Origin of the sequence: Bacillus sp. (in: firmicutes), from assembly GCA_017656295.1 — a bacterium.
In the GTDB taxonomy this organism is placed as follows: Bacteria; Bacillota; Bacilli; order Bacillales; family JACDOC01; genus JACDOC01.
Genome location: JACDOC010000001.1, coordinates 215,242 through 241,701, shown reverse-complemented (window position 1 = coordinate 241,701; position 26,460 = coordinate 215,242). Strand labels below are relative to the sequence as shown.

The 26,460-nt window shown below is 38.0% G+C and carries 20 protein-coding genes, 1 pseudogene and 1 riboswitch; of the genes and pseudogenes, 5 read left to right on the top strand and 16 right to left on the bottom strand.

Going from position 1 to position 26,460, the window contains the following annotated elements; all coding sequences use genetic code 11:
* Positions 1-4: 4 nt before the first annotated feature.
* The gene (locus H0Z31_01190) at positions 5-1,192 is read left to right on the top strand and encodes an HlyD family efflux transporter periplasmic adaptor subunit (protein ID MBO8176052.1); all 1,188 of its coding nucleotides are present in this window, start codon (positions 5-7) and stop codon (positions 1,190-1,192) included.
* Positions 1,193-1,328: 136 nt separating this feature from the next.
* Here the strand turns inward: H0Z31_01190 and H0Z31_01185 are convergent, their stop codons facing one another.
* From H0Z31_01185 to H0Z31_01170, 4 genes are all read right to left on the bottom strand, one after another.
* Positions 1,329-1,478: a hypothetical protein gene (locus tag H0Z31_01185; protein ID MBO8176051.1), complete on the bottom strand. Its 150-nt coding sequence runs from the start codon at positions 1,476-1,478 to the stop codon at positions 1,329-1,331.
* Between the two features lie 211 nt (positions 1,479-1,689).
* Positions 1,690-3,621, bottom strand: coding sequence for an S-layer homology domain-containing protein (locus tag H0Z31_01180; protein MBO8176050.1), 1,932 nt, complete (start codon positions 3,619-3,621; stop codon positions 1,690-1,692).
* A gap of 443 nt (positions 3,622-4,064) precedes the next feature.
* Positions 4,065-5,264, bottom strand: coding sequence for an S-layer homology domain-containing protein (locus H0Z31_01175; GenBank protein MBO8176049.1), 1,200 nt, complete (start codon positions 5,262-5,264; stop codon positions 4,065-4,067).
* Between the two features lie 95 nt (positions 5,265-5,359).
* A riboswitch (cyclic di-GMP riboswitch) is annotated at positions 5,360-5,446 on the bottom strand.
* Positions 5,447-5,721: 275 nt separating this feature from the next.
* Positions 5,722-6,225, bottom strand: coding sequence for a transposase (locus H0Z31_01170; protein ID MBO8176048.1), 504 nt, complete (start codon positions 6,223-6,225; stop codon positions 5,722-5,724).
* A 167-nt stretch (positions 6,226-6,392) separates the two neighbouring features.
* Here H0Z31_01170 and H0Z31_01165 point away from each other — a divergent pair, with 167 nt between their 5' ends.
* Together H0Z31_01165 and H0Z31_01160 are read left to right on the top strand one after the other, a co-directional pair.
* Positions 6,393-6,704, top strand: a complete 312-nt coding sequence (locus H0Z31_01165) for a transposase (GenBank protein MBO8176047.1) — start codon at positions 6,393-6,395, stop codon at positions 6,702-6,704.
* Between the two features lie 41 nt (positions 6,705-6,745).
* A pseudogene (locus H0Z31_01160) lies at positions 6,746-6,892 on the top strand (transposase).
* Positions 6,893-7,002: 110 nt separating this feature from the next.
* On the opposite strand, the gene H0Z31_01155 reads toward H0Z31_01160, so the two are convergent.
* The 5 genes from H0Z31_01155 to H0Z31_01135 form a co-directional block, all read right to left on the bottom strand.
* A complete protein-coding gene (locus H0Z31_01155) occupies positions 7,003-8,274 on the bottom strand; it encodes a TRAP transporter large permease (protein MBO8176046.1) in 1,272 nt (423 codons plus the stop codon).
* Positions 8,271-8,792: a TRAP transporter small permease gene (locus tag H0Z31_01150; protein ID MBO8176045.1), complete on the bottom strand. Its 522-nt coding sequence runs from the start codon at positions 8,790-8,792 to the stop codon at positions 8,271-8,273. Before H0Z31_01150 ends, H0Z31_01155 begins: the two co-directional genes overlap by 4 nt.
* Positions 8,793-8,837: 45 nt before the next feature.
* Positions 8,838-9,857, bottom strand: a complete 1,020-nt coding sequence (locus tag H0Z31_01145; GenBank protein MBO8176044.1) for a TRAP transporter substrate-binding protein — start codon at positions 9,855-9,857, stop codon at positions 8,838-8,840.
* 75 nt (positions 9,858-9,932) lie between these two features.
* Positions 9,933-10,616 (bottom strand): response regulator, encoded by a 684-nt coding sequence (locus tag H0Z31_01140; protein MBO8176043.1) that lies wholly within the window; start codon positions 10,614-10,616, stop codon positions 9,933-9,935.
* Positions 10,613-12,217 (bottom strand): sensor histidine kinase, encoded by a 1,605-nt coding sequence (locus H0Z31_01135; GenBank protein ID MBO8176042.1) that lies wholly within the window; start codon positions 12,215-12,217, stop codon positions 10,613-10,615. The genes H0Z31_01140 and H0Z31_01135 overlap by 4 nt, the downstream gene beginning before the upstream one ends.
* Before the next feature lie 65 nt (positions 12,218-12,282).
* On the opposite strand from H0Z31_01135, the gene H0Z31_01130 reads away from it, so the two are divergent.
* Positions 12,283-13,344 carry a DctP family TRAP transporter solute-binding subunit gene (locus tag H0Z31_01130; GenBank protein MBO8176041.1) on the top strand — a complete coding sequence of 354 codons (1,062 nt, stop codon included), beginning with the start codon at positions 12,283-12,285 and terminating at the stop codon, positions 13,342-13,344.
* 294 nt (positions 13,345-13,638) lie between these two features.
* Here the strand turns inward: H0Z31_01130 and H0Z31_01125 are convergent, their stop codons facing one another.
* From H0Z31_01125 to H0Z31_01100, 6 genes are all read right to left on the bottom strand, one after another.
* A complete protein-coding gene (locus H0Z31_01125; GenBank protein MBO8176040.1) occupies positions 13,639-14,211 on the bottom strand; it encodes a transposase in 573 nt (190 codons plus the stop codon).
* A 5-nt stretch (positions 14,212-14,216) separates the two neighbouring features.
* On the bottom strand, positions 14,217-15,746 hold the full coding sequence (locus H0Z31_01120) for a YifB family Mg chelatase-like AAA ATPase (GenBank protein MBO8176039.1): 1,530 nt from the start codon (positions 15,744-15,746) through the stop codon (positions 14,217-14,219).
* A 43-nt stretch (positions 15,747-15,789) separates the two neighbouring features.
* Positions 15,790-16,143: a recombinase family protein gene (locus H0Z31_01115; protein MBO8176038.1), complete on the bottom strand. Its 354-nt coding sequence runs from the start codon at positions 16,141-16,143 to the stop codon at positions 15,790-15,792.
* A gap of 856 nt (positions 16,144-16,999) precedes the next feature.
* Complete coding sequence (locus tag H0Z31_01110) at positions 17,000-17,428, bottom strand: hypothetical protein (GenBank protein ID MBO8176037.1); 429 nt, start codon at positions 17,426-17,428, stop codon at positions 17,000-17,002.
* 190 nt (positions 17,429-17,618) lie between these two features.
* Entirely contained in the window at positions 17,619-18,323 is a 705-nt protein-coding gene (locus H0Z31_01105) for a hypothetical protein (protein MBO8176036.1), read from the bottom strand.
* 379 nt (positions 18,324-18,702) lie between these two features.
* Positions 18,703-22,506: an S-layer homology domain-containing protein gene (locus H0Z31_01100; GenBank protein MBO8176035.1), complete on the bottom strand. Its 3,804-nt coding sequence runs from the start codon at positions 22,504-22,506 to the stop codon at positions 18,703-18,705.
* A gap of 376 nt (positions 22,507-22,882) precedes the next feature.
* Between H0Z31_01100 and H0Z31_01095 the strand changes: the two genes are divergently transcribed.
* Complete coding sequence (locus H0Z31_01095) at positions 22,883-23,920, top strand: S-layer homology domain-containing protein (GenBank protein ID MBO8176034.1); 1,038 nt, start codon at positions 22,883-22,885, stop codon at positions 23,918-23,920.
* 37 nt (positions 23,921-23,957) lie between these two features.
* Here H0Z31_01095 and H0Z31_01090 read toward each other — a convergent pair whose 3' ends face one another.
* Positions 23,958-26,420, bottom strand: coding sequence for an S-layer homology domain-containing protein (locus H0Z31_01090; protein MBO8176033.1), 2,463 nt, complete (start codon positions 26,418-26,420; stop codon positions 23,958-23,960).
* Between the last annotated feature and the right edge of the window lie 40 nt (positions 26,421-26,460).

Here is a 26,460-nt window from a genome sequence, read left to right as displayed (position 1 = left end):
TCATATGAAAAAAACATGGATTGGATGGAGTGTGCTTTTCCTTCTCGTCGGTTTGAATGTATGTTTACTAGTCAAAAAAGATTCTCCGATTACGAGCTATTCTTTCATAAGTGAATGGGATGAAGTGAAAATCAGAGATTTGGAGCAAATTGTATCTACAAAAGGAAAAGTAACGCCGGCTGACGAATATCACATCTATTTTGATGAGCGAAAAGGCTCGTTTGAACAGTTTCTCGTCGATGAGGAGGAATTTGTTCAATCAGGCGATCCTCTATTTCAATATCGAACAGATGATACGGATGACATAACACTTCAGTTACAAGAACGAATGGACCAATTAGAGAAAGAGGCCGATAGTTTAGAAGAGTTCATTGAAGAACTAGAAGACATATTAGATGAACAAGAAGCAAATGAGGAAACTAACACGGGGACAAAAGTCGCTTTACAGACAGAAATTTTTCAAAAGCAACATGAACTAAACGTTATTGAAGCAGAGATCGATTCATTAGAAAACCAATTGTTAAGTTTGAACGGGAACGAAACAATCATTACGGAACAAAGTCCAGTCGATGGTATTATCCGCTCAATTAATTATTCGTTAACCAATCCAATCATGACAATTATTGTGGATGAACCGGTCGTGAAAGGAAACGTCCAAGAAGCAGACCTTGACCAATTAGAAAAAGGAATGACTGTCCGAGTAAAATTAGATAACGAAACAACTGCCGAAGGAACGGTTACTGCGGTTTCTCCATTTCCAGAAGAGAAAGAAGAAAAATTAATGTATCCTGTAACAGTGCAATTAAATGATGTCGACGACATGGAACTACCGTTTGGAAAAAAGGTTAATATGGAAATCATCACGGCAACAGCTCCGTCCGTGATGTCGGTTCACTTATCAAGTGTGAAAAACGGGAAGAATCAAGCGTTCGTATGGACGATGAATGGAAAAGGACAAGCAGTAAAACAGCCTGTAACGTTAGGTCTAGAAACAGAAACGTATGTGGCAGTAGCAGACGGGTTGAGTGAAAATCAACTAGTAGTCGCGAACCCAGAAAAGGTGCAGGAAAACAAATCACCTGTTCTTTTCCCTCATACGAAGATTGACCCTATTTTCAAAAAATCAACATACAAAAAAAAACATTGGAAATATCTTGTGTACGGTTTTCTCGGTACGAACCGGATGCCGTAATGTTAAAAAGGTAGGTCTTCTAATCAGGAGGCCTGCTTTTTTATTAGTTATAATCACTCTTTTTGAGGTTAGGCTAGCTTTTATTGTGGCAGTTGTGTTCCTTGTTTTGTAGTTTATCCCGTTTGTTTTGTAGTTTCTACCGTTTGGCTTGCAGTTTCCGACGTTTGGCTTGCAGTTTCCACCATTTGGCTTGCAGTTTCCAACGTTTGGCTTGCACTTTCCGACGTTTGGCTTGCACTTTCCGACGTTTGGCTTGCACTTTCCGACGTTTGGCTTGCAGTTTCATTATTCTAGAATCGAGTTTCAATCACAGAAATGATAAAAATAATCAAGTCCCCTAGTATATACAACTTAATATAAAAAGGGATGGAATATTTTTTTTACTAGAGTGGAAATGATTGACATCAGAGGTTGGATGACAATTTTTATCCCATTTATACGATATATAACAAGATTCCTACCCCAACAACATTCATGGTATGTTGGGGTAGTTTTTTTCATTGAGTAAAATGAGACATTAGCATAGACCTTCTTACAAAGGCAGCAAACTGAGCGCGGGTTGTTTTCTCAGTAGGTCGGAAATGTTCTTGTACATTTGTCACTTTATTGGCTTTTAAGACAGAAATGTATGGATACGACCAGCGATTTAACTCTACATCCTTAAAGGAAACTGTTTCGGTGCCTGTTAACTGATAGGCGTTCACCAAAATTTTTGCCATCTGTTCTCGGGTTAACGGATTGTTTGCACGAAAATAACCGTTCGAGCCGCTAAATATTCCTTGATCCACAACCGTTGCGATAATGTCGTAGCCTTCTTGACCTGGTTTTACATCTACTAACTTTGGATCTGGACGATTTTTAGTAGATAACCCGAGAGAACGAACTAGAACGGTTGCTGCCTCTAGTCTCGTTATTGGTTGATTAGGGCGAAATGTACCATTTTTATAGCCATTGAAGATACCTAAGTTAAATAGATGATTAATATCTTTTTTGGCCCAAAAGGATGAAGAAACGTCCGAAAAGACAGCGCCATCTTTTATTGTCGCTTGACTGCGGTTATTTGTGATGGAAATAATTTTAGAGTCTGCTGCGATGCTTAGTCCATCTTTATTCCTTCTTCCCGTATGATAGGTAGCGACCAATCGATAATTTCCTTCCACTGGATTTTTCGGTAAAAATAACTGAATTTTCTCTGGATAGCTTGCACCAAGAGGTATAATGCCTACTATGTATTTTTCATAAGTGTCTTTTACTTTTCCAGAAGGATCGATCAGTTGCACAGTCATCGTGCCTCTTGTAATTACGTTTCCTTCATTTTTGCTGGTCATTGTTGCGTAAACGACATAATCATTTGCTCGTGGATACGCTCGAACGTCGCTTAAGCGAATCGAAACGTCCCGGTTTATCGAATGAAAAGTGTCCAACGGGTGAGATGTCCACTTCACGGACTCATCAAGGAAGACTTTCAGCACATCGCCGCCAATTAAACCGTCCCATGCTTCCCCTCTAACCTCTTTTCGGCCTTTTGGATTTTGGACATCCCATTCATTCGAACGTTCATTAGGGACAGCTATATAATTTAACGGCTGAAAACCAAACCATACAGCTTTTCCTTTTCCGTATTCGATTGCATAAGCCGCTCCCGTTCCAATTGGCGTATGTTTAGGCACACTCGAATAACCAATATAGCTGTATTGTAATAACGGCGTGACATAACTATTTGGATATGGGTTAATAACCTCAATCCATGTTGGCCCATACATGTTGTATCTCATATCTTGGATGACCACTTCTGATGTACCGATTTGTTTTTTCGTATTTTTAACTATTGGATGATTTCCCGTACTAGTCATCTTCGCATTTCCAACCATTACATCGTTAACAAAAGCGGACTGGAACAACTCGCTTACATTATCCCACTCCCAAATCCACGTCTTCGTATCGTATATAAGCGGCGTTAGATCTAAGTCTGTGTCTTTATAAGGAAAGTGAGCACTCTCATTTCGTGCAAATGCAAAGGCAAAAATTGCGCCACCACCATCTTTGATATATTTTCTAACAGCTTCCCGTTGTTGTTTAGACATCATCACTGTGTTAGGAAAAAACACAGTATCATACTTCTTTAATTCATTAACGTTACTTAGTTGTTGATCATTAATGTACGCTACTTCATACCCGAGGCTTTCTAGAAGGATTTTTGTTTTAATGCGTTTGTTTTTAATGGAAGAACCAATGGATTTTGGCATAATATAAACCCCATGATTGTAACCACCTGGCCGCTCAATAAAGGCATATTCCTCACTTAGTGCTGAAACTACGACTCCTACTTTAATTTCTTTTTCGCCTGCTTCTACAGGAAGTAAATGTGAACAAGCAAGTACAAAAAAAGAAATCAACAAGAATAGGATTGTCTTATTCAAAATCTTCATTTCACCACTCCCTTAACTAAATAAGCCATTTTTTTACATTATTATTTTACTATATAATTCCTATAATATATATTTTTCATTATTTCATAATTCGTAGATTCAAATGTTTGTGCCTGTAGAATGTTAGTTATTCTATTAAAAAAATTTAGGATGATTCTTCGGTTCTATACAAAATTAAACAATATGCCCCCTGTAGAATTTAGGGAGCATATTGCATCTTAATATCTATTTTTTTTTAGGAATTGACCACAGGCACCAATCCATAATTTATAAAAAATCATGATATTGATACATCGACCCCTAAAAGGAGAAAATGTATCACGTAATTTATAGTAGCGGTAAGTTTTTGGTTGGTGAGTCATTTACAGTCTGATTGTTTTTAGGGGCTACCATCTGTGAATGACTCCCATTTTAGGGTGTACTTATAGACATTCCTTCCTGTTTTACTGATAATCACTAAAATTAATTTCATATTCAAATGTATTCACTCGATAGTTTGGAACATCCTCAACCATTACTTCAAGTGTAGCAGGCTGTTCAAAATCAAGAACAGAAGCATCAAATGCAACTAAATATGAGTTGAAAATAAGTTCTTCCCCAGACTCTGGATCAGTAATAGAGCTTAATTCATTATTAACTTGTTCTATTTTTAATGGCTCTCTTTGAATGTGATCTTGAATAATATATACGCTATCTTCTTTTTGCTCACCTGGGTATTCATAAGTCTCAACTAAAAAGTATATCAATTCGACTGGATACTCTTCTCTTAATATTGATTTGGCTGTTTTCACATCTGGCAATTTTTCTCCTAGTTGCTTAGAACCCGCAGAAGCAAAAACTGTATACATATAAGGTGTTACAATCGCTGTCATAGGCTCTATTGCATCATATGTTTTTCTCTTAAATGGCAAAGAGTAATTTTGCCAAAAATATGTTTTTAATTCTTCCTCATCCTGCTCTCCTAATGCAATCGCTTCTTTAAATTCTTGATCAGTTAAGGTATAAATAAGCTCTTTATTCAAAGCGGTACCTTTACGGAAGTCAGGATTCAAGACCCTCGACATAAAGACTGAAAACTGTGCACGGGTCACTGTGCCTTTTGGTCTATATGTATTGTCCATATATCCTGTTGTTATTCGGTTGGAAAGTAGAGCTGCAATATTTTCTCTATATTTATTGGAATAATCGATATCCGTAAATTTTAAATCATCGATGAAGTTAGGCAAATAGTAAGCATTAGTTAATACATATGCCATAATATCACGTGTTAGAGGAAGATTGGGCTCAAACTTTTCAAATACAGGAAAAATCCCTTCCTCCGTAACTGCGGCAATTTCCTTTACCGCCCAAAAGTCACTTGGAATGTCATAATAATGATTTTGATGGTTTTCAAGTGATAGGTTTAAAGCTCTAGCAATCATCACAGCAGCCTGTGCTCTTGTAACAGGTTTAGATGGTTTAAACGTGTCATCTGAATAGCCTTTAATGATACCAAAATCTGATAAGTATTGGATTTCATTATATGCCCAATAATCCGTTGGGACATCAGAAAATTTTTGTTTCGTCGCTGCGGATGGCGACATCGATGGGAACGCTGACATTACTAAAATGAATACAAGAATAAAAGAAATGAATTTTTTCATACTGACCCCTCCCATAAACAAGTTAGTAATAAAAAATGCTGCCTTTTTTGGGCAGCCATCCAAAACAAAATAAGACAAGACAAAATGATAAACGTTGTGGCGGCCCGGCGATCATCGTTCATTGGAACTTTAGACCCGTAGCTTTGCGTCCCTACCTTTCGATAAGTTTGCCTTTATCACTTATATATTAAATTTTCTAACATTTTTATACTACCATTTTTTATGTCATGTTTCTACAAAATATTACAATTTTTTAAAAATAGTATTTTCCTATTGTCGTATTTATCTACATTTTTTACATGTTTTTATATAGAACATAGTTACAGCACTCTAAGCCACTAAGAGCTTATTAGCTGTTTCTTAATCAACTGCTTTGTTGATTGTTACAATAAATTGTTTAAGGTTAAACGCACCTACCAGATCAGTTGAAATATTATATCTAAATTTTCGGTCTTTTTTACTTACTTTGTTTAAGTTTATCTCTAGTATTAAAAAATTGATTTAGAAACCTATCCATCGCAATATAAATTATTAGAATAAAATAAACCACACTTGCGCGAGTGAGGATCCTGAGCTGTCGATGAATTCCTTCTGGTAATTTATTTTCCATTCCTTTATTTTGAATTAATGCATGGGCAATCGCATAAAGGTCTAGATCGTCTGTTTTACTCCAGTTTAAAGCTCTTGCTCTCTCTTCATAGGCTGTTGCCGCATTAATAATAGTAACCCCATATCCAAATTTCCCTAATTCCCTTACGATATCCTCATAGTAGTGACCTGTAGCCTCCACACCAATAAAAATACGTTCAGCTAACACTTCATTTTTAGCTTTTTCTATCCTTGAACAAAGATCCTGAATGCCACTCTGATTGATACCAAAGAAAAATGGTTTTTCTATTACATCACCTAAATAATTACAAATTAAAGCTTTTTGAAAAAACTTAGCTGCATCAATTGCCACGATTAATACTTTTTCTAGGTTTATCCCCGGTATCTCTATCTTACAACAAGAAGTAAGCTGGGGTCTTTTTTTATGTCAAGAAAAACCTTTCGACATTATTATCTTATACACCAGGCACGCATTCCCAACAAGAGGCCATTGAAGAGGTATTTCCCAAAGCGATTCACGTGCTCGATCGATTTCATGTCATTCAACTGATAACAGATGCTTTAATGCGTCGTCGCTACTATTTAGACAAGAAAGGAAAACATCAAACCGTCCGCCATATGAATCGTCTTCTTACATCAGAGCTGGGTTTATTAAGTGAAGAAGAACGGATACAAGTTCGAGAATGGTGCTTACAAGACGACAACTTATCTCAACTTTATAAAGGGCTTCAACACATCCGTTATGTGTTGAAGTCGACTTCGATGACACAAGCCAAACGACGATGGAACGATTGGGTCCAACTTTTGTCCGGAATCGTTGTTCGGTCATGAGAAAAATCGTTAATACGCTTCTCACCAAAGAAGAAGTGTTTCTTTCCTGTGCTTTTTTATCATTGTCTAATGGAGTCATGGAAGGAACAAACAATAAAATTAAACTTCTTAAACGTCGTGCTTATGGATATCGCAATGATGAACGTTTCTTTTTACGTATCCGTTTAGAAACCGGAAGCATAAGATAAAGAATTTGTCATCCACGACTTATGGTGATGAACCAATAAATATATTTCCCGATATTTTGTATTCGACACTATCTATACATAAAAAAACACGCCAACCTTAACGATTGGCGCTAACGAATTAAAAATGTCGACAAATCTTCCCACACGATAATGATGATTAGTTCAATTAACATGATGAATAGAAACGGCAAGATAGCTCGGATTACCTTTTCGAGCGGTTCTTTGGCTACACCGCTGACGACAAACAGATTCAGCCCAACTGGCGGTGTAATCATAGCGATTTCGAGGTTAACGGTCATAATAATCGCAAAGTGATATACGTTAATTCCCATATCGTGAAGGACTGGTAAGAAAATTGGCAATGTAATTAAAATGATGGCAATGGCTTCTAAAAACGTCCCTAAAACAAAGAATAGTAGGTTTACTAAAATAATGAATACCCACTTATTGAATTGATGATCAATAATCCAATGGGCAATAGTTTGCGGAACTTGTGCCAGTGTTAAATATTGCTTAAACAAAATCGCCGCAGCGATAATCATAAAAATCATCGAACTAATATGAATGGTTTCTCGTAAAATAGGACGCCATGATGAGAATGGCAATTCTCTATACAAGAGAGCCGATACGATGATGGCATAAGCACCAGCAATGACCGATGATTCTGTCGGAGTGGCCACCCCTGTATAAATAGAACCAAGAATAATGACAGGCATGAGTGCTCCTGGAAGTGCCTTTAATGAATAACGCCAACGGTCAGACCATGATGCTTTTTCTCCTTTTCCAAATCCATGACGGCGTGCATAGAAAATAGCGGATATAATTAAAATGATTGTTAAGGAAGCACCTGGAATCATTCCTGCCATAAACAATTTACTAATAGTGGCATGCTGTTCGGCAACATATCCATACATAATTAACGGAATGCTTGGCGGAATAAGAATTCCAAGTGTTCCAGCGGCTGCCACTAAGCCCATCGCATATTTTTTACTGTAACCCGCTTGCACCATTCCTGGAATCATAATGGACCCAATGGCTGCAGCCGTAGCAGGACTCGATCCAGAAATCGCCGCAAAAATCATACATGCTAAAATGGTGACGACCGCCATTCCTCCAGGTAAGTGTCCAACCCACGCGCGCAATCCTTCGATTAAATGTTTAGAAATTCCCCCTCTCGCTAAAATAATGCCAGCAAAAACGAAACCTGGAATCGCCATCAATGATGTATGATTTAAAGCAGAAAAAATTTCAATTACTGCACTCTCGTAATGAAAGTTAAAGAAAGGTAAAAAAATAAGTGCGGATAAAGCTAGCGCAAATGCAACAGGAACACGCAGCAACATGAGTAGTACAAAAACTAGAAACAATCCGACTGTAATCATTTCATTTCCACATCCTTATGCTCTATATCTGACTCTGGCAGCCCTTTTAGCAGGCGAACAATACGCACGATAAATCGAATTGTCAGCAGCAATCCGATTAACGGCATAACAAGATATATTTTCCATAAAGCAACTCCTTGGCCGATAGATACTAAATTCATCCGATACACACTAAACTCATCTAAAAAAATACCTTTAATTCCAAATACAAAAAGAAACAGCGCAAATAACAGACCCATGGTATTAGCAAATAGATCTACACTTTTTTGAAAACGTTGCGGTAAAATTTGATACAACATATCAACACGAATATGATGATTATCACGAAGCGCCACGACCGCTCCAATCATGGCTCCCCAAACAATCATGTAACCAGAGTACTCCTCTACAAAACTCAGTGGTGCATTGAATACATAACGCATTACTACCCCAATAAAAATTAACCCAAGTCCCCCTGCAATCAGTAATCCTGCAAGCCAATCTTCTACAGCTTCAATCCAATCTTTCCATCGACTCATCTTCATTTCCCCCTTGCAAAAACAACCTGGAATATCTCCAGGTTGTTATTCATTCAATTTCTTCGCCAGTTCTATTAAATCTTTGCCAATTGTGTCTGAAAATTCGTCATATACTGGCTGCATTGCTTCTTGGAATTGTTTAATCTCTTCTTCTGTTAACTCATACACTTCTAAACCGCTTTCTTTCAAATTTTCATAGGATTGTTGATTTAATTCTTCTGACCATTTTCTTTGCTGGACAGTCACTTCCTCAAATACTTCTTCTAATGTTGTACGGATATCTTCAGGAAGTTCATTCCAAAACTTTGCATTCGTTAACACAGGATAATCTAATCTTCCATGTCCAGAAACGGTTAAATATTTTTGAACTTCAGCATAGCTCTGTGTATCAATGTTATTAAACGTGTTTTCTTGTCCATCAATTGTTCCTTGCTGTAATGCAACATATACATCAGCAAATGCCATCGGAACGGCTGATGCGCCGAGTACTTCAAACTGCTTTTCCAACACTTTTCCTGTTTGTGTACGGAACTTTAATCCTTTAAAATCTTCTGGCGTTTTCAAAGGACGCTTCGCATTTGTAAAATGCTTCGCGCCGTTCGCCCACATACCTAGCACCTTAATATTATGTTTTTCTAGTTTTTTAGACAGTTTCTGTCCGCCTTCTCCATCAAAAAACTTATAAACTGCCTCATCACTTGTAAATAAAAATGGCAAATCAACAATTTGGAAAGCAGGATCATAGCTTACGAGTTTAGTAGCTGATGGAGCAATAATTTGCACCGTATTTCTTGGAAGTTCTTGTAACGCTTTATCATCATCAAACAATTGGCTAGAAGGATATACTTCTACCTTCACGCGACCATCCGTGCGCTCCTCTGCCAATTTTTTGAACAACTCTGCTGCTTTCCCTTTTGGACTATCTGGTGATGTAACATGAGAAAATTTAATAACAATCGGCTTATCACTTGATGTATTTTCACTCGTTGAAGATGAAGAAGAACTACATCCCACTAATAACACTAGAATGAGCGTAAAAACCCATCCTAACCACATTTTCTTCATAAAAAACTCCTCCATTCCTTGTTTTTTACATGATAGCGCTTACAAGAAATAGAATAAATATTTAGAATATATTGTTCATTTTGGTCTTTTTGTTCTCAACATGTATCTGTGAATCGGTCTGCCAATGGTCCCGTATTGAACATCTCTTTCTATTTCACCTGCTTCCGTTAAATATTCTAAATATCTTCTTGCTGTTACTCTTGCGATGCCGATTGCTTCTGCTGTTTCTTCAGCAGACCGCGGAACTACTTGCGTTTCTAAATACAGCATAACTTGACGAAGCGTTTGCTGTTGCAAGCCTTTCGGTAAACTGGTGTGCACAGGCTTTGAGTTAGCATATAGCCAGCAGTCCACTTGTTGTTGTGCTATCGTCTTATTTTGATTGAGGTCATTTCGAAGTTTCTCATATCGTTTTAATGCTTGCTGAATACGTTCAAACTGAAACGGTTTTATAATATAATCAATTGCTCCATGTCGTAACATTTCACGTACCGTGTCCGCGTCGTTTGCAGCCGATATAACAATGACATCAACGAGTTCATTTCTCATTCGTATTTCGCGTATTGTTTCTTTTCCATCGCGTTTAGGCATATAAATATCTAGCAATACTAAATCGGGCTTAAGTTCCTCCAGCTTCATTAATGCTTCTTCCCCTGTTATTGCTGTACCAACCACTTCGAATCCACCCACTTTTGAAACAAATTGAGCGTTTACCGCTTGAACCATCGGATCATCTTCAACAAGCAATACTCGTATCATACCGTTTCCCCCTTTGTTTGTATCGGAAATGTAATGGTGATGGTTGTGCCGATGTTGATTTGTGAATCAATATCCATTTGACCATTGCTTTTTTTCAAGATGTTCGCGATTAAATACATCCCCACCCCTCGATGAGAACCGCTTTTCGTTGTAAAGCCGTAATCGAGCATATATTTTTGTACATCTTCTGTCATTCCAATTCCATTATCTTCGATGACGATATAAAGCTGTTCGTGATGTTCACCAATATACATTTCAACAAGTTGTTCTTCTTTTCCACTTGCTTGACAAGCATCGAAGGCATTTTCAATAAGATTACCTAGCAAGATAACAAAGTCATGACGGTCAAGCCGCGGCGGAAAATGGAGCAAACGGCTATTTGTATCAATCATTAAGAAAATACCAAGCTCCCTTGCCCTCGATACTTTACTTAATAACAAACCTGCAATGCTTTCATCATTAATATTGGAGCGCACGAAACGAAGCAATGCTGTCTGTTCCTCTGTCTCTTCAAAAACAAATTTTAATGCTTCCTCTGCTTTATCTAATTGAATCAAACCAGCAATCGTATGTAATTTATTCATATATTCATGATTTTGAACGCGCAAAGCTTCAACAAAAGCACGAACCCCGGTTAACTCTTCTGCCATATTCGCTACTTCTGTACGGTCTTGGAAAATGGCAACTGCCCCAACCACTTCTCCATCTACTTCAATCGGGACTCGATTACTTACGATCAACTGATTTCCTACAATAATCTCTTGCTGAAAAACGGACTGTTTCGTCAATAAAATTTCTGGCAAACGTGTATCAGGAATGACTTCGTGAATTGGTTTACCGACTACATCCCCCACAATTTGCATCATTTGTTTTGCTTTTTCGTTGATTATCGTAATTCGCTCATGCTTATCAATCGCTATAACCCCTTCATGCATGGCATGAAATGCTGCGGTACGTTCCACAAGTAAACGGGCAATTTCATGAGGTTCGAGTTGAAACATTTGTTTTTTCACATGTGACGCAAACCATAGCGATGCTAGTAGCCCACATCCTAAAACGATCACGATGGTAAGTGCTATCTCATACCGAATCTCCTTAAACAAATCCCATACAGAAGGCAATAACTGTCCAACAACAACGACACCCACTTGTTCATGTCTCTCGTTCATAATTGGCACGAAAGCGCGAACAGCCACTCCTTCAACTCCCTTTGCTTTTGATGTGTACGTATGTTCAGCAAAGGCTGCAGCTTCATCTTCCCCTTTTGAAACGGTTCCAACTTTCCAATCGGAAGGATGTGCATAACGTACACGATTCATGTTCATCACGACAATATAATCAGCATGATGAATGATACGTATCCGTTCAACAATCGGCTGTATGATGCGCCATCCTTCTTTTTTCTCAATATGTTCTATTACTTGAGGAATTTGCGCTACTGTTTTCCCTGTCATCATCGCCCGTTCCGCAAGCGATTCTTCCTTTAGCTGAATCATATGACCAATTAGCACTACACCACCTACACCTACTGATACAAGTACAATTACCATTGTAAGAAACATGACTTTCCATCTAATAGAAATGGAGTTCCCTTTTTTCATAACAGTTCATCCATTCTGAATTTTACTTTATAATTTGAGTATACAATAAGACGGCGGTGAACTATATGAAAAAGTGGGTCATATTCCTTATCGTATTAAGTGGATTCAGCTGGATATGGCTGTGGGAACGGGAACATTCATCATTTCCTTATGACGATGAGCAAGAAGGATTGCAGGATCATTTAGTCATCCGCTTTAGCCACGTGGTAGCGGAACATACTCCGAAAGGTTTAGCGGCACAAATCTTTGCATCACTTGTACATGAAAAATCAAATGGAGCCATAAAAGTGGAAGTATATCCGAATGCAATGCTATATTCGGATGAAGAAGAGATTAAAGCCTTGCAAAAAGGGGACATCGAAATGATTGCACCCGCATTTTCCAAACTGACATCCCTTAGCCCTTCTTGGCAAGTACTTGACCTGCCTTTTATCTTTAAACATGAAAAAGAAGCAAATGAGGCATTACGCGGACAACTTGGTGAGTCTTTATTCAATGAATTGAAACCGTTGGGCATTCATGGTCTTGCTTTTTGGGCAAACGGCTTTAAGCAAATGACAAATAGTGTTCGACCATTGAAAAATCCAAGCGATTTTCAAAGTCTGCGTTTTCGAACAATGCCAAGCCCGGTTATTCAACGTCAATTTGAATTGCTCGGTGCAACCACTAAAGCAATCCCCTTTAACGAAACATATCGTTTTTTATATCATGGAATGTTAGATGGACAAGAAAACACTATTTCGAACATCTACACAAAAAAATTTTATGAAGTCCAGCCTTTCATTACCATCAGTAATCATGCTTATTTAGGCTATGCAGTGCTAATGAATGAAGCATTTTGGAGCAGATTAACCAAGGAGCAGCAGGATATTATTACAGAAGCATTAGCAGAAGCAACTGAATGGATGGAAAAACAGGCTGAACAAATGAACAAGCAGCAGCTCGACATACTTAAACAAGATAAAACTCTCTATATCCATACTTTAACCGAGAGCGAAAAAGAGGAATGGAAAGAAAAGTTACAGCCTCTTTATGAAGAATTTCTTAATGAAATCGAGGAACCAATGCTACAATATTTACCTTGGTTCGAAACAAAGCAGCTAATTAAAGACATGAAACATTACTAAACAATGTAATTCTCAAAATATATAAATGAATCTCTCCCACCTATACTCGGCTTAAAGGTGGGAGACTACGACATAAAAAAGCTCTAAAAACTTAACCCTTAAGATACAAAAGAAATCAACAAATAACCATCTCAGCAAAAAATGAAATGGAGAAATTGTATAACCGGAAAACAAATGGGAATGAAAAAGAAAAGCCCCGCAGAGATTTCTCTCCGCAGAGCTTTTCGACATATATCGATAAACTTCGGGGAGTGACAGGCACCAAGCCCAATAGGCAAACAGTCCATTTTATCACTATAAGCTACTTGTATGAGCGGAATCGTATCCTCTCACAAATTCAACATATTTTTTCTTCTGCTCTATTTTTGTTCCTGAAAAGTAATCTAATAATGCGTCAATATTCATAAATGAGGGTGGTAGAGATTTTGGATACATGTACAAATAGAAACTGCTCCAGCGGTAATGTTCGGGGGTATGAACCATATGAGCTTCTACAGGGTTGAGATGAATATATCGACTCACTTCCAACATTCCGTTATCATTGTCAATTAATTTGCTAAAGTAGCGCTTTTCAAATACATGTCCCGTCAAACAATAGCGAGTATTATAGTAATTCGCATACCGTTTATTCATAAGCGCCATGACTTTAGAAATTGATTCATGTTGTGAGCGCAGCTGCAAATGAAAATGATTCGTCATAAGGCAATATGCAGCTATTTCGAAAGGGATTTTTTCGTGAAGCTGGTGAAGGATATGAAGAAAAGCGAGAAAATCATTCGTTTCCTTGAATAGGGGATCACGTCGATTTCCACGGCAAACGATGTGATAAAACCGATTAGGTACCCAAATCCGCTTTTGTCGTCCCATCTTTTTTACCTCGCTGTTACTTGTTGCTTCGTATATGTTTTTAGTCGTCGTTGTGTCATCGCTTCCCAAAGCGACTCATCCGTTATCTCTTTTGCACCTTTTAAATCAGAAATCGTTCTCGCTAAACGAATAATTTTCGTTTGTACACGATTGCTCCATTGATGCTGAGATGCCCATTGCTGTAACAGTTGCCGTTGCCCTTTGGTGAGCGGGCTTTTTTCCATTAATAATTCAAAGGGAACACGCCCATTCGTCATTTCTTCCCCGTAACGTTCATATTGCTTTCTTCGTGCTTCTTCTACTCTGTTTCTTATTGTTTCCGAAGACTCCGAGATCTTCATTTCTCTTGTAAAATCAATGACTTCCAATGATAATAAAACATCCATTCGATCATAAACCGGTCCTGACACACGATGGCGGTAGACTTGAACTTGTTTCGGACTGCATGTACAATAGCGCATTCTTGATCCTAAATATCCACACGGACACGGATTCATTGCCCCAATCAGAATAAAGTCAGCAGGATAAGTCACTGTCGAAGAAATGCGGCTAATCGTCACTTTCCCTGTCTCTAATGGCTGACGAAGCATGTCCAATGTCTTTTTTGTAAACTCTGCCATTTCATCAAGAAACAAAATACCGCGATGGGCCAGCGACACTTCACCAGGCTTTGGCTGCGTTCCCCCACCAATTAAAGAGACCGATGAAGCGGAATGATGAGGATGACGAAATGGTGGATTTCCTCCATCCACACATGGTTCCCCTGCTAGCTGATACAAGCTAATCACTTCCAGTTGTGCATCGTCAGAAAGTGGCGGGAGAATCGTCGGAAATGTTTCGGCCAATAAACTTTTTCCACAGCCAGGAGGTCCAACCATTAACACGTTATGCCCGCCTGCCGCAGCGATTTCTAACGCTCGCTTTGCTTGATGATGACCAATAATATGCTGAAAATCTCTGTTATTCTTAAATGGAGAATGAAAGTGTTCGGGAGTAGTTTTTTGGGGAGATAAGGGTAGAATATATTGTCCTTGCAGCCATTGAACGGTTTCTTCTAATGTCCGAACAAAGATGCAATCGACATCTTTCAAATGATGAAGAGGAAGTGTGGAATCATAGGGGAGATAAATTCTTTTAAAACCAAGCTTTTTTGCCGCTAATACCGCTGGAAGCATGCCGTCCACCGGCTGAACCGTTCCATCTAACGATAAAGCTCCTAAAAACGCCTCATCCGGAGAAATGGAGTCTTTGATATGACCTTTCGACTTTAAAATCCCGATCGCCATCGCCAAATCAAACATCGGGCTATGTTTCTTCCGCTCCGGTGGAGACAAATGGATAATGATTTTTTTATCTAAAAAATCGATGCCAAAAGAGTAAAGCGCTGCTGAAACACGTTCCTTCGCCTCTTTCACCGACGCATCCGGCAAACCAACAATCACCATCGCCGTAACCCCCGGCACCTCCTGAACTTCCACCTGCACCCGATACCCTTCTAATCCTTTCAATCCAACGCTCATCACTTTCACTGTCAACCATCCATCACTCCTTTTACAAAGAACATTTGTTCCCTAAAATCTATTTTACCCCCTTACTCATCCTTTCACAATCACCAACCTTTCGACAAAAATCGGGCGGTGACAGGCACCGATCCTTTAGGCGGTCTACTGAATACACAATAAGCACATCAGCAACTACTGCTCTTGACTTTAAATCGTTTAGCATCTCTTGAAGCTCTGGACGATTTGTATCTTTTCCAGAGTAACCAACATCGCTATATTCTTTGACAATTTCAAGCCGGTTTAACTCCGCATACTGCTGGTTTGCGGACTGCTGATAATGAACACTTTCATGAACAGATAGACCTTTTACCTTAATAGATTTACGACAATAACTAATGGCAGTGAGTAAACCTTTCTGTGTAAAACTCAAACTGCTTCATCCTCCTGATTATTTTTAAATGTACAAAGAATATGTAGAAAAAATTTTTAACTAGAGTATAATTTCTACAACAATTGTTTAAACTTGGAGTAGAAAAACTTTTGTTCATTTTCTACAACGTTGGTATTGAAATTAATGATAGTAACTCACGATGAGAAATGGTCGGATAACCGCAAATATGCTTTGCGCAAAAATATAGAGTCAATTTAAGCAAAATTCGATACAAAGAGACGATGATTCTTTTTTAAACAGATATAATGAATTTATGTTTGTTATCGATATATATATTTATTTGAGTCTGCATTAAAATCTTATTCGCAATCTCATCCAATAAAACTGTTGAATACATTCTCATCATATGTTCATATCGTTGTTTACTCGGGTTATAAACGCATAATGAACCAAGAAACCAGTTATTATTCGAAGTATTCTTCAGAACTACTGCGTGATATAATCGATACCGCTCCGGTTCACCCACATTTTCATACCAAGCTTCTAATTTTGCCTCTTGAAAATGGTATTTAAATGCAATAACGTCCATATTTATATAATCCATGTCCTTTATCCTCTCGTGTTGGAATAAGAACATTTATTTCCATTAACTAGATAATTAATACATAATGCAACCATCCTCTATACCATAAAAAACGCATTGGTAACTTTTTTCATCTGTAATTAAGAAGTATAAATTTAATTTAGTGTACGATCTTTCCCTTTCTAATTATTAAAAAAAGAAAAGCCCCGCAGAGACTTCTCTCTGCAGAGCTTTTCGACATATCGTAACAGGCACGCAACCCCTATTTTGAGAGTAGCAGTCAACTCAAGATGTAACCAGTATTTCATCAAATTAATTTGTTCCCTCTTTTTGTGATGCTTGGATCTGCTTTTTTGCCGCTTCCACGAAATTATCAACTTTTTCTTTTTCGAAACCAAATTCAGACAACAATTCTGCTATCTCTTTCACTCGTTGTTCAAATACTTCATCGGATACAGGGGTCCGGCTTTCCGTATCATCACTATCCAATTCGCTTTTTTCTTCCTTTTTTAAATTCTTCACGATAGTTTCTAAAAAATCCTCCCACTGCTCATCTTCTAAGTAGAAAAAATCAAGATCGTTAGTATCACCAGCGGCTTCTTTTCTGCCATAGCCATTATTCTGTTTAGAATACTCATCCTGCAAATTAGAAATAAGTTGATGAAATCTCACATTTGGTTGCTGTTCCCAAATCACTTGGAGTAAAGATAAAATTTTTGGTATCCGTTTTGGATCTCTCACCTTACATCTTCCTTTCCTTTTTCCTTTTGATCCCATTGTAGCATCATAATTTCATGAGTATTGATTTTCGCCTTTGTTTTTTATCTTTCCTTTTTTTCATTATATAAATAAAAAAGAAAAGCCCCGCAGAGATTTCTCTCCGCAGAGCTTTTCGACATACTTCGGGCGGTGACAGGCACCGATCCTCAATCTATAGCCCCTTGTTATTACTAATGTCATTTAAGTAATCAACTAGCCAAGAAAGCTTTGCATAAATACCAGCTTTATTTTTAGTCGAATTAATTTCTTTTGTAGCATAACTTTTTAGGTCTTTCATTTCCTTTTCTTTGTACAAACAAGCAAAATTAGTGAAATGAAATCCATCTCTATCTTGTTTTAATAAATTAAATAATTGTACATCTTGTACATTCTTTACTTTCTCAAAATAATCAACGGATAATATAACCCGTGGATAATTAGCCACTTTACTTTCAAGCTCATATGCCTCTATCATCGCTGGACCAACAACTATATTGTCTTTATGGTATAAGTCCCCGTGTGTTATGCCGCCTCTGGTTAAATACCCTTTTCTTCCTAAATAACATTGAATCAAGACAACTTCCCATAATAAACTCATTCGTCCATCATCGTCATCAGGATAAGAGATAACAATGCTATCGGAGAAAGTGGTTACCCTACGCTCAGAAATATCCAAATTAATTCTATTTCTTTCTTCCCCATCTACATAAATAATTGCATAATTATCTTGTTCTTTCCGTTGTTCCTCTATATATCTTAACACTTGAAATAAATTATTCTTTTCTTTATCATCTGACAAACTTTTGTAGACAATTTCCCTAAATCCTAAAATATCTAAGAAAACAATCGCTCTTTTTGAATAATCGAACTGAGTCATTGGTTTCCCCCCTGATATTATTTTTGTGTTACCTCCTATAATAAAGTTTTTTAAAATAAGGTCAAAAATGCAATGTTCGTAAATCCATCATATTTTAACCTAAGACTACCATATGTTAGGTTTCCGATGAAATTAAAAATGTAAACAAGTGTCTGCATTATCCTATATCGTTCGTATATTTGGAAACGAAATAAAACGGAAAAGAGAAGAAGTTTGATTAAAGTTTCAGATGACTAGATATCATCCATTTCAGGGTAAAGCCATTGATCGCTTTGCCTTTTTCTTTTTAATTGAAGAAAGGAAAAAGAAAAGCCCTGCAGAGATTTCTCTCCGCAGAGCTTTTCGACATACTTCGGGCGGTGACAGGCACCCAGCCCAATTAGCTTGTAATGTCAGAGTCTGTAGCAGATTGGCTAGCTGCACTTGTATTACCAGCAGCATCAACAAACACACCTGCTTCAGATACTGTTACTGTTACATCACCACTAGCAGCTAAAGCATCTACTGTTAACATAAGCGTATTATCGTTAGCAGTTCCACCAGTTGCTACAGAAGTAACAGCTTGAGAACCATCTACAGCAATTCCACTAATGGCATATTTTGATGCTGTAAGTGCAGAACCAGACGCATCAACAATAGCTTCAGAGAAAACTAATGTTATACTTGTTGCATTTGCTGAAGTTGCATCAGCAGAAATTAATACCGGTGCTGCACCATCAGTTGTAGCAACAGGAGTTGCAACAGCTGCTAGAGTATTACCATATAAATCAGATCCACCATTAGCAGCAGTAAATTTGTATTTGATAGCTGCAGTAGTATCAATGTTTGATGCAGTAAATTCTACTGTGAACTTATTGTCATCAGCAGTTGTACCAGTATTAATTGTGGCACCAGCATCTTGTGTAGTAAAGTCATCATCAGAGAACACAAAGTCACTTGCAGTAAATGTACTATCATCTACATTTTCGCTGAATGTAAATTCTACTGCATCTACAGATCCGTCACCATCTGTATCCTTTGAAACAGCAGCAACGATTGTTGGAGCTGTTAGATCAATCTCAACATTGCTTACTGTAGTTTCAGCAAATGGTTTTAATACATTACCAGTTGAAGTAGCTCCACCTACAGTACCGTCATGTAGGTAACGAGAGTTTGGCATTGAAACAGTGAATGTTTCTAATCCATCATCTACTCCACCAGTAATTGTTACTACTAATTCGTTAGATTTAGTAGCTTCTACATCACTAACTTTATAGTCAGTATCAGCTAAGATTGTACCATCAGATTTCTTAATTACTAAGTCGTTTTTAACTAGACCAGTTGCGTCTTCTGTAACTGCTTCAGAGAATACAAGTTTGAATTGGTTCTTAGAATTAGCAACTTTTTCAATCTTAGTAAGTTCTGGAGCAATTTTATCATCAACAAGAATACGAGTTGCTGGATCAATTGTTAATGGTTTACCGTATTGGTCTTTAGTTAATTCGTTTCCAGATGCAACACCTAGATATACGGCTCCACCGTCAACTTGAGCAATGCCATCTAAGTTAGCATTTAAAGTTAAAGTAACTGATTTTTTATCAGCACTTAACTCTGCCTTAGTTGCTACAAGTTTAGAGTTAGAGTTTGATGCTAATCCATCGTATAGTACGAATGTACTTGGATCTACTGTAGAGAATGTTTTGCTAGTTAATGTAACCTTAACTTGGTTCTTAGAAATAGCTTCTACAGTACTGATATCAGAAGCAGTGAATGTATATGCAGAAATATCAGTTGGTGTAATAGCAACGTTGAAGTTAGATACAATATTACCTGCAACGTCTTTAACACCTTGTACTTTAACAGTTGTAGATGCTGTAGAACCAGGGATAGTTAATACAACAGATTTGTTGTCAGGAGCAACACTTACCTCTGCACCAGTGATAGCAGACAAGTATTGGTCGCCACTTCCTAAGTTAACAATATAGTTAGCTTTATTAGCTAGTGTAGCAGCATCCATTTCTTCATCAAATACTACTGTCAACTTACCTGCTTCTTTATAGTATACATCCGCAGTAGGTTTTTGAATGTCTTTTGCAGTAATAGTTGTTTCATATTTATCTGCTTCATTTTTACGAACTGAGTTGTCCTTAGCACCTTCAAAGATTAGTGTATAAGTGCCGCCATTGTTACTTAAACCTAATTGTGAAGATGTAAATGTTACTTTGTTGTCAGAGTCTAAAGCAGGAACTGCTAATTTGTTGACGATTACTGTTCCTTTATCGTTTTTAACTGTTACAGTACCAGTTTCAGATAATGACTCTGAGAATGTAACTTCTACAGCATTGCCATCTTTCACTTCAACAGAAGATACAACCGGTTTAGTAGTATCATCAGCCGCTTGGAATACGAAAGTTTTCTCTTCAGTTACTTCGTTTCCTTCGACGTCTTTTGTACCTTTATACTTAATTTTAGATTCTACAGTTGAACCTAAATCAAATAGGTCTGCCGCCTTTAGAGTTAATACTTTCTTATCAGTTGACCATGTAGTGCTTGAGAATGAAGTAACACCATTAACTTCAATAGTACCTAATACATCAACTGGCTCACTGAAAGTAATCTTCACAGTATCTTTATCAAGTGCTTCAGCTTTTACGATTTCTGGAGCAGTTGTATCTTCGACTACTTCAAATGAAAATTCAGCTTTTCCTGCTTTGAAGTTTGCATAGTCTTTAAAGCCATCTAAAGTTAATGTGTGTTCACCAACAGCAATTTTGCTACCAAATTCGAGTACTAACTTGTTGTTTAATGAATCGTTAGTAACTTTTACAGGTAAAGATACACCGTCAACTTTTACTTCTGTACGAGAAGAATATCCACCAACAGCAAGTGGTTGAATTGGCTCAGAAGTATAAACTTCGATAGTTTTTGAGTTTAATACATTAACTGTGTCAAGAGTTGGAACTGTAGTATCTGTAACAGTCACAGTTTCTTCATACTTTTCAAATTCAACGCCGTCTTTAGTTTTTAATCCATCTACAACAATCTTTAATTCATCAGACTGACCTAAAGATGTAAACTCTAATACTAAAGTTTTTCCATCTTCAGAAAGCTGGCTGCCAGCTAGAGCAGTCATTGTAGATGATCCGTTACGATACACTTTTACTGTGTCGTTTGATGTTCCATCTACATCAACTGTGTCCTTATCTACAGCTTTATTGAAAGTAATAGTAACTGTTTTAAGGTTATTCGCACTTACACTCTCAACCGCTGGAGTAAATACAGGCACTTCTACTGTTGTTTTCTCAGAAGTTTCTCCTTTGAATGCTACAGTGTAAGATTTACCTTCTTCTAAAGCAGTTTTTGTTTTGATAACTACAACTGTTTTTACTGCTTCTTCAGCTGCAGCTGCTTCGTCTTTGATTTCAACAGACTCGATTTCAACGCCTTCGATGGAGAAGTCTTCAGCGTTAACTTCAGTTAACTCGCCATTGAATACTACTTCAATTGTGTTAGTGTCAACAACTGTTACTTCTTCGATATCAGCAACAGTTACTACATCAACTGCAGCAGCTTCTACCGCACGAACTAGGAAGCTAGCATATTGTGCACGAGAAACGTCAGATTTAGGATTGAACTTCTCAACATTTGTAACACCATGTTGAGAAAGGATTTGGATGTATTCACGAGCCCACTCGTCTGCTTGGTCTAAGTCAGTTACTTTAGACTCAACATCTGTAAGCTCTTCAAGGCCAAAAGCGTTTACTAGTACTTTAGCCATTGCTTGACGAGAGATCTTGTTGTTTGGAAGAAGTTTTCCGTCCGCACCTTGGAATGCGTCAAACTTCTTAACAATTAAAGAAGCTTCGTAAAGCTCTTGGTCAGCGTAGTCAGCTGGTACGTCAGCAAATGGTTCTACGTCAGAAGTATCCACTTCACCGTGAATAGATTCTAAGTAACGAGCTAATGTTTTTACAACTTGACCACGAGTAATGCTTTGGTTAGGTTTGAACGTACCATCTTCGAAACCTTTAAGAAGGTTTAGTTCTACAGCTTTTGCAATGTTTTCAGCATGAGAAGAATCTGCTGGTACGTCAGAGAATGCTGGAGTTTCAGCAGCAGCAACTGGAGTGATCGCAGATGCTACTAAAGCAGCAGAAACCGAACCAGCTAAAAATTTGCGGTAAGACTTTGGTTGGTTAGCCATCTAATTTTTTCCTCCCTTTTCTATGTTTCAAATTATTTCAATTAGTTTAAGAGTCTATGTACCTTATTATAAAACTCTTAAACTAATTTGGTAACAATTACAGATAATAGTATAGAAGTTCGTGACAAAAATGTCAATCATTTGATTCGTTAGTAAATATAACTCATTTTATAATTTACTTCCTTATGAACAAATTTTTTCCCAACTACATCTTATTCTACAAGAAATGTCATTTTATGCAAGGGATTTAGGTGAATTTTTCGATCTTTTTAAAGGAATTTTTACAAAATTCTCACTTACAATAAAAAATATTACACTAGTTCTTTCTATTGTTGTCTAATTGTTACATAAATGTAAAATCGAATATTGTTATTTCATGATACGATTATATGCAAGAACATTTCGACAACGAAAGGGAGAGGTAACGTTGCTTCGAAAAGTATTGGTGTCCGGTAGTTTAGCAGTTTCCTTGTTAGTACCGGCCTTTCATCAAGCGGAAGCGGAAGAGCTGCAAAATTATGATCGATTACTTCCTGTCGCTAAAAAGTTTGAAGGTGTTCCATATCAATGGGGCGGAACAAGCGCCAAAGGATTTGACTGCTCTGGATTTATTGTCACGGTATTTAAAGAACTAGATATTAACCTTCCAAGGACTACAAAAGGAATGTACGGTGTAGGAGAATCTGTTTCAAAAGACAAACTTCGTGTTGGAGACCTCGTCTTTTTTCATACATATGGTTCTGGCGTTTCCCATGCAGGTATATACATAGGAAATGGGGAGTTTATTCATTCTTCTTCTTCAAAAGGAGTCATCGTTTCTAAGTTAGACGATCCTTATTATTGGAAACATCGCTATCTTGGTGCTCGACGAGTCCTTGACTACGAACTCGATGCAGGATATTTCCAAGACTTGTCCGAAAACCATTTCGCGTTTGAAGCAGCTAACACGTTAGCAAAAGATCATCTTCTGCTCGGCTACGAAGATAGCTATTTTCTTCCGAACGAACCGATTACCCGTGGGGAAGTTGCCGCTTTTATTAGCCAAGCGCTCGATTTACAACTCAACAATCGGAATGGCGCCTTTATGGATGTCCCATCTTCTCATTGGGCGGTTGGTGTCGTGAACGCAGTTAAAAATGAAGGCATTTTTTACGGAAGTCAAAATCAATTTCGCCCGGACGAACCGTTAACTCGTGCCCAACTGGCAGCAATACTTGTTCGCGCTTTTGATTTAACTAAAGGAAACCAAAAGGTTTCATTTACCGACGTTCCATCGGATCATTGGGCCTATCATGATATTCAAATTCTCGCTTCTTTAGGAATTACGAAAGGATATAGTGATGGCACGTTCCGACCGAACGATAAAGTGACAAGAGCTCAATTTATTGCTTTCTTATACAGAGTTCTATACTAAAGAAATCCCCGCTTTCCTCAGTGAAAGCGGGGATTTATTAGTTTTCCTCCAACTGTAACGTCCGTTGTAAAAATAAGGCAAATTGCGAGCGTGTAACGGTCGTACTTGGACGGAACGGGTCAGCAATCGTAATTTTATTATGTGCTAATGTGTTAATATCCTCATAGTTCCAGAACGTTTCGTCCACATCTTGGAACGAATATTTCGTTGTTGGTTTCTCCATCAAATGACCAAACGCCCGCACTAAAATAGCGGCCATTTGCGCACGAGTTAAATGTTCATCTGGTCGAAGTTTTCCTCCATTCCCCATTAATCCATACGCTTCAGTAATCGCCATGTCGTCATAACCAAGATCGCCTGGTTTCATATCCGTTGCTTTTACTTGATAGTCTTCAGGCAACTCGAGTCCTAACGCCTTTACGAGCAGTTTTGCCGCATGACGACGTAATAACGGTTCGTTCGGACGAAACGTACCATCCGTATATCCATTAATCACCTCTAAGTTTTGTAAATAAGCCACAGCTCGTGCCACTTCTCCGCGAACAATATCCGGGAAAAGTTTTATTGTGTCAGAATACATAAGATTACTCGATGCAATATACCCAGTGAATCCGTTTCCTTCCACTTCATACATCACGTATTGATTGTTTGGATTTTTTTCTGTTTCGTACGGACCGCTTACGATTTTGACTGGTGTATAATGCTCTGCTCGTAAGCGAACGTCACCATCGACTCCATCTCGAACGTTCGAATACGCGGCATACGGATTAAACGTATAGACGACATCCCCCACTTGGAAGTTTTGACGCGTACGCGTTTTCGTTGGCCAGACGTAATCTCCTTCCGGAAACACCATCACATCCGGTTTTTCAGGATTTGTATAACGAATATCGAGTGCTGGCGTTTCTCCGATTTCTAGTAAACTATAATTTCGAATCACCTCCAACACCCGTTCTTGGTAAGGTGTTTCTTCTTGTTCGATACTTGGATCGTTTCGTTTCGACAGCCCGTTATAAGCCATTACAGCAAAATACCAATCTTCAATGTAGTTTTTATGATGGTCGTTTACTTTCGGTAAAAAGGAATAGTTCCATTTTTCTAACAAGATATCTGCGGCAACTTCAATATTGTACCGCGTATCCCACATCAGTTTTTCTTTGTCAATTCCTTTCGCTGACATTTCCTCATCAGACAATGTCACTTGCATCATTCCAATACCGCCATCTTCTGACACAATCGGGTTTCCTTCTTCATCAAATTGCTTCATGCCCGTTTCTACAAAAGCAATCGCTTTTAAAATTTCGGCTGGAATTCCTTTTTCATTAGCGATTTCGGTTAACATTCGCTTTTTCTCGGCTATTGTGTAATAACGAACATTTTCTTTTTTTAATTGTTCTTCGGTTGTAACGAGTTGCGGTAAATTATTGAGCGGTAGCTTTAAGAAAGCCGATCCTTGGTTAAACCCTTGGTCTTCATAAGAGATGGCTTGGACAGTTATCGTCTCATTAACACTGCCATCGAGCATCCAACCTGTCTGCTGATAAGGCAGCTCCTGCTGATACACCCACGCTTGTCCTTTACTTTCCGGTCGGATGGTGGTGAGATAAGAAGAATACCCCTTAGAAAAATCTCCTTCCCCACGAATATAAGCAGGTTGATTTAAATTGGCAATTGTAAATTGTACATCGTAATACGAATAATAAGGGTCTTTATGAAAGTCTGTTAAGTATAAGCGTAACACTTCTTTCGGCTCATATCCATTCCCTAATATCTTCTTCCAATACGCTTGAACGTCTGGTGTCTCAAACGGTGAGGAAATGTCCGTATTCATCGGTAAGGATTGTTGAATAGCTGTTTCTGATCCAAACAGCTGTACATAGTCTTCGGCGGCAATTTCAGCTAAATTCCATCTGTAGGGACCACTACCATCATCATGAATGTTGGCATATTGATTCAATGCTCGTGAATAAACGTACTCCGATTTCAGCCAATCATCAGGGAGCAGTTGTTCTTTTTGAATGAAATAATAATATGTAAAATGGTGACCGTACTCATGAGAGAGGGTATACGCCACGTCCTCTACGGTCGTAAAATCATTTCCACCATATAGATGAATCACGCGACCATCATCGTACTCTAATTGGCCGTTTCCATACACATAATATTGGGCGAAGTATTGTCCTAAAATGCTGTTATCCCCCGTCGGGTAATCAGGGAAAATCATCACTTTATCTAGGTAGGCGAGCTCTTCCCCATGTTTATTTTGTAACAGTTCCTTTTCAAGTGCTTGGAGCTGGCTGATTTGATTCCATTTCGGACTATAACTTTCAAACGTCACTCCACTTTCGCCGGTATACGACTGAATTAACGGATAGTAGTTTTCGTAGTTTTGTATTTTGTAAGTTTTTGTCTCGTCGATGACGTGTGCTTTTACATGTACCTCAATACCTAATGACAAAAAGAGCACAAACAAAAACGGGATCCACGGTTTCATCCTCATGTCTGTTTCTCCCTTCCTTCATTTTCCTATTTTTTCTTAT

Excerpts from the sequence above, each read along its gene's own strand:
- H0Z31_01190 (MBO8176052.1), top strand. The coding sequence starts at position 5 with ATGAAAAAAACATGGATTGGATGGAGTGTGCTTTTCCTTCTCGTCGGT.
- H0Z31_01185 (MBO8176051.1), bottom strand. The coding sequence starts at position 1,478 with ATGAAACTGCAAGCCAAACGTCGGAAAGTGCAAGCCAAACGTCGGAAA.
- H0Z31_01180 (MBO8176050.1), bottom strand. The coding sequence starts at position 3,621 with ATGAAGATTTTGAATAAGACAATCCTATTCTTGTTGATTTCTTTTTTT.
- H0Z31_01175 (MBO8176049.1), bottom strand. The coding sequence starts at position 5,264 with ATGAAAAAATTCATTTCTTTTATTCTTGTATTCATTTTAGTAATGTCA.
- H0Z31_01155 (MBO8176046.1), bottom strand. The coding sequence starts at position 8,274 with ATGATTACAGTCGGATTGTTTCTAGTTTTTGTACTACTCATGTTGCTG.
- H0Z31_01150 (MBO8176045.1), bottom strand. The coding sequence starts at position 8,792 with ATGAGTCGATGGAAAGATTGGATTGAAGCTGTAGAAGATTGGCTTGCA.
- H0Z31_01145 (MBO8176044.1), bottom strand. The coding sequence starts at position 9,857 with ATGAAGAAAATGTGGTTAGGATGGGTTTTTACGCTCATTCTAGTGTTA.
- H0Z31_01140 (MBO8176043.1), bottom strand. The coding sequence starts at position 10,616 with ATGATACGAGTATTGCTTGTTGAAGATGATCCGATGGTTCAAGCGGTA.
- H0Z31_01135 (MBO8176042.1), bottom strand. The coding sequence starts at position 12,217 with ATGAAAAAAGGGAACTCCATTTCTATTAGATGGAAAGTCATGTTTCTT.
- H0Z31_01130 (MBO8176041.1), top strand. The coding sequence starts at position 12,283 with ATGAAAAAGTGGGTCATATTCCTTATCGTATTAAGTGGATTCAGCTGG.
- H0Z31_01125 (MBO8176040.1), bottom strand. The coding sequence starts at position 14,211 with ATGGGACGACAAAAGCGGATTTGGGTACCTAATCGGTTTTATCACATC.
- H0Z31_01105 (MBO8176036.1), bottom strand. The coding sequence starts at position 18,323 with ATGACTCAGTTCGATTATTCAAAAAGAGCGATTGTTTTCTTAGATATT.
- H0Z31_01100 (MBO8176035.1), bottom strand. The coding sequence starts at position 22,506 with ATGGCTAACCAACCAAAGTCTTACCGCAAATTTTTAGCTGGTTCGGTT.
- H0Z31_01095 (MBO8176034.1), top strand. The coding sequence starts at position 22,883 with ATGATACGATTATATGCAAGAACATTTCGACAACGAAAGGGAGAGGTA.
- H0Z31_01090 (MBO8176033.1), bottom strand. The coding sequence starts at position 26,420 with ATGAGGATGAAACCGTGGATCCCGTTTTTGTTTGTGCTCTTTTTGTCA.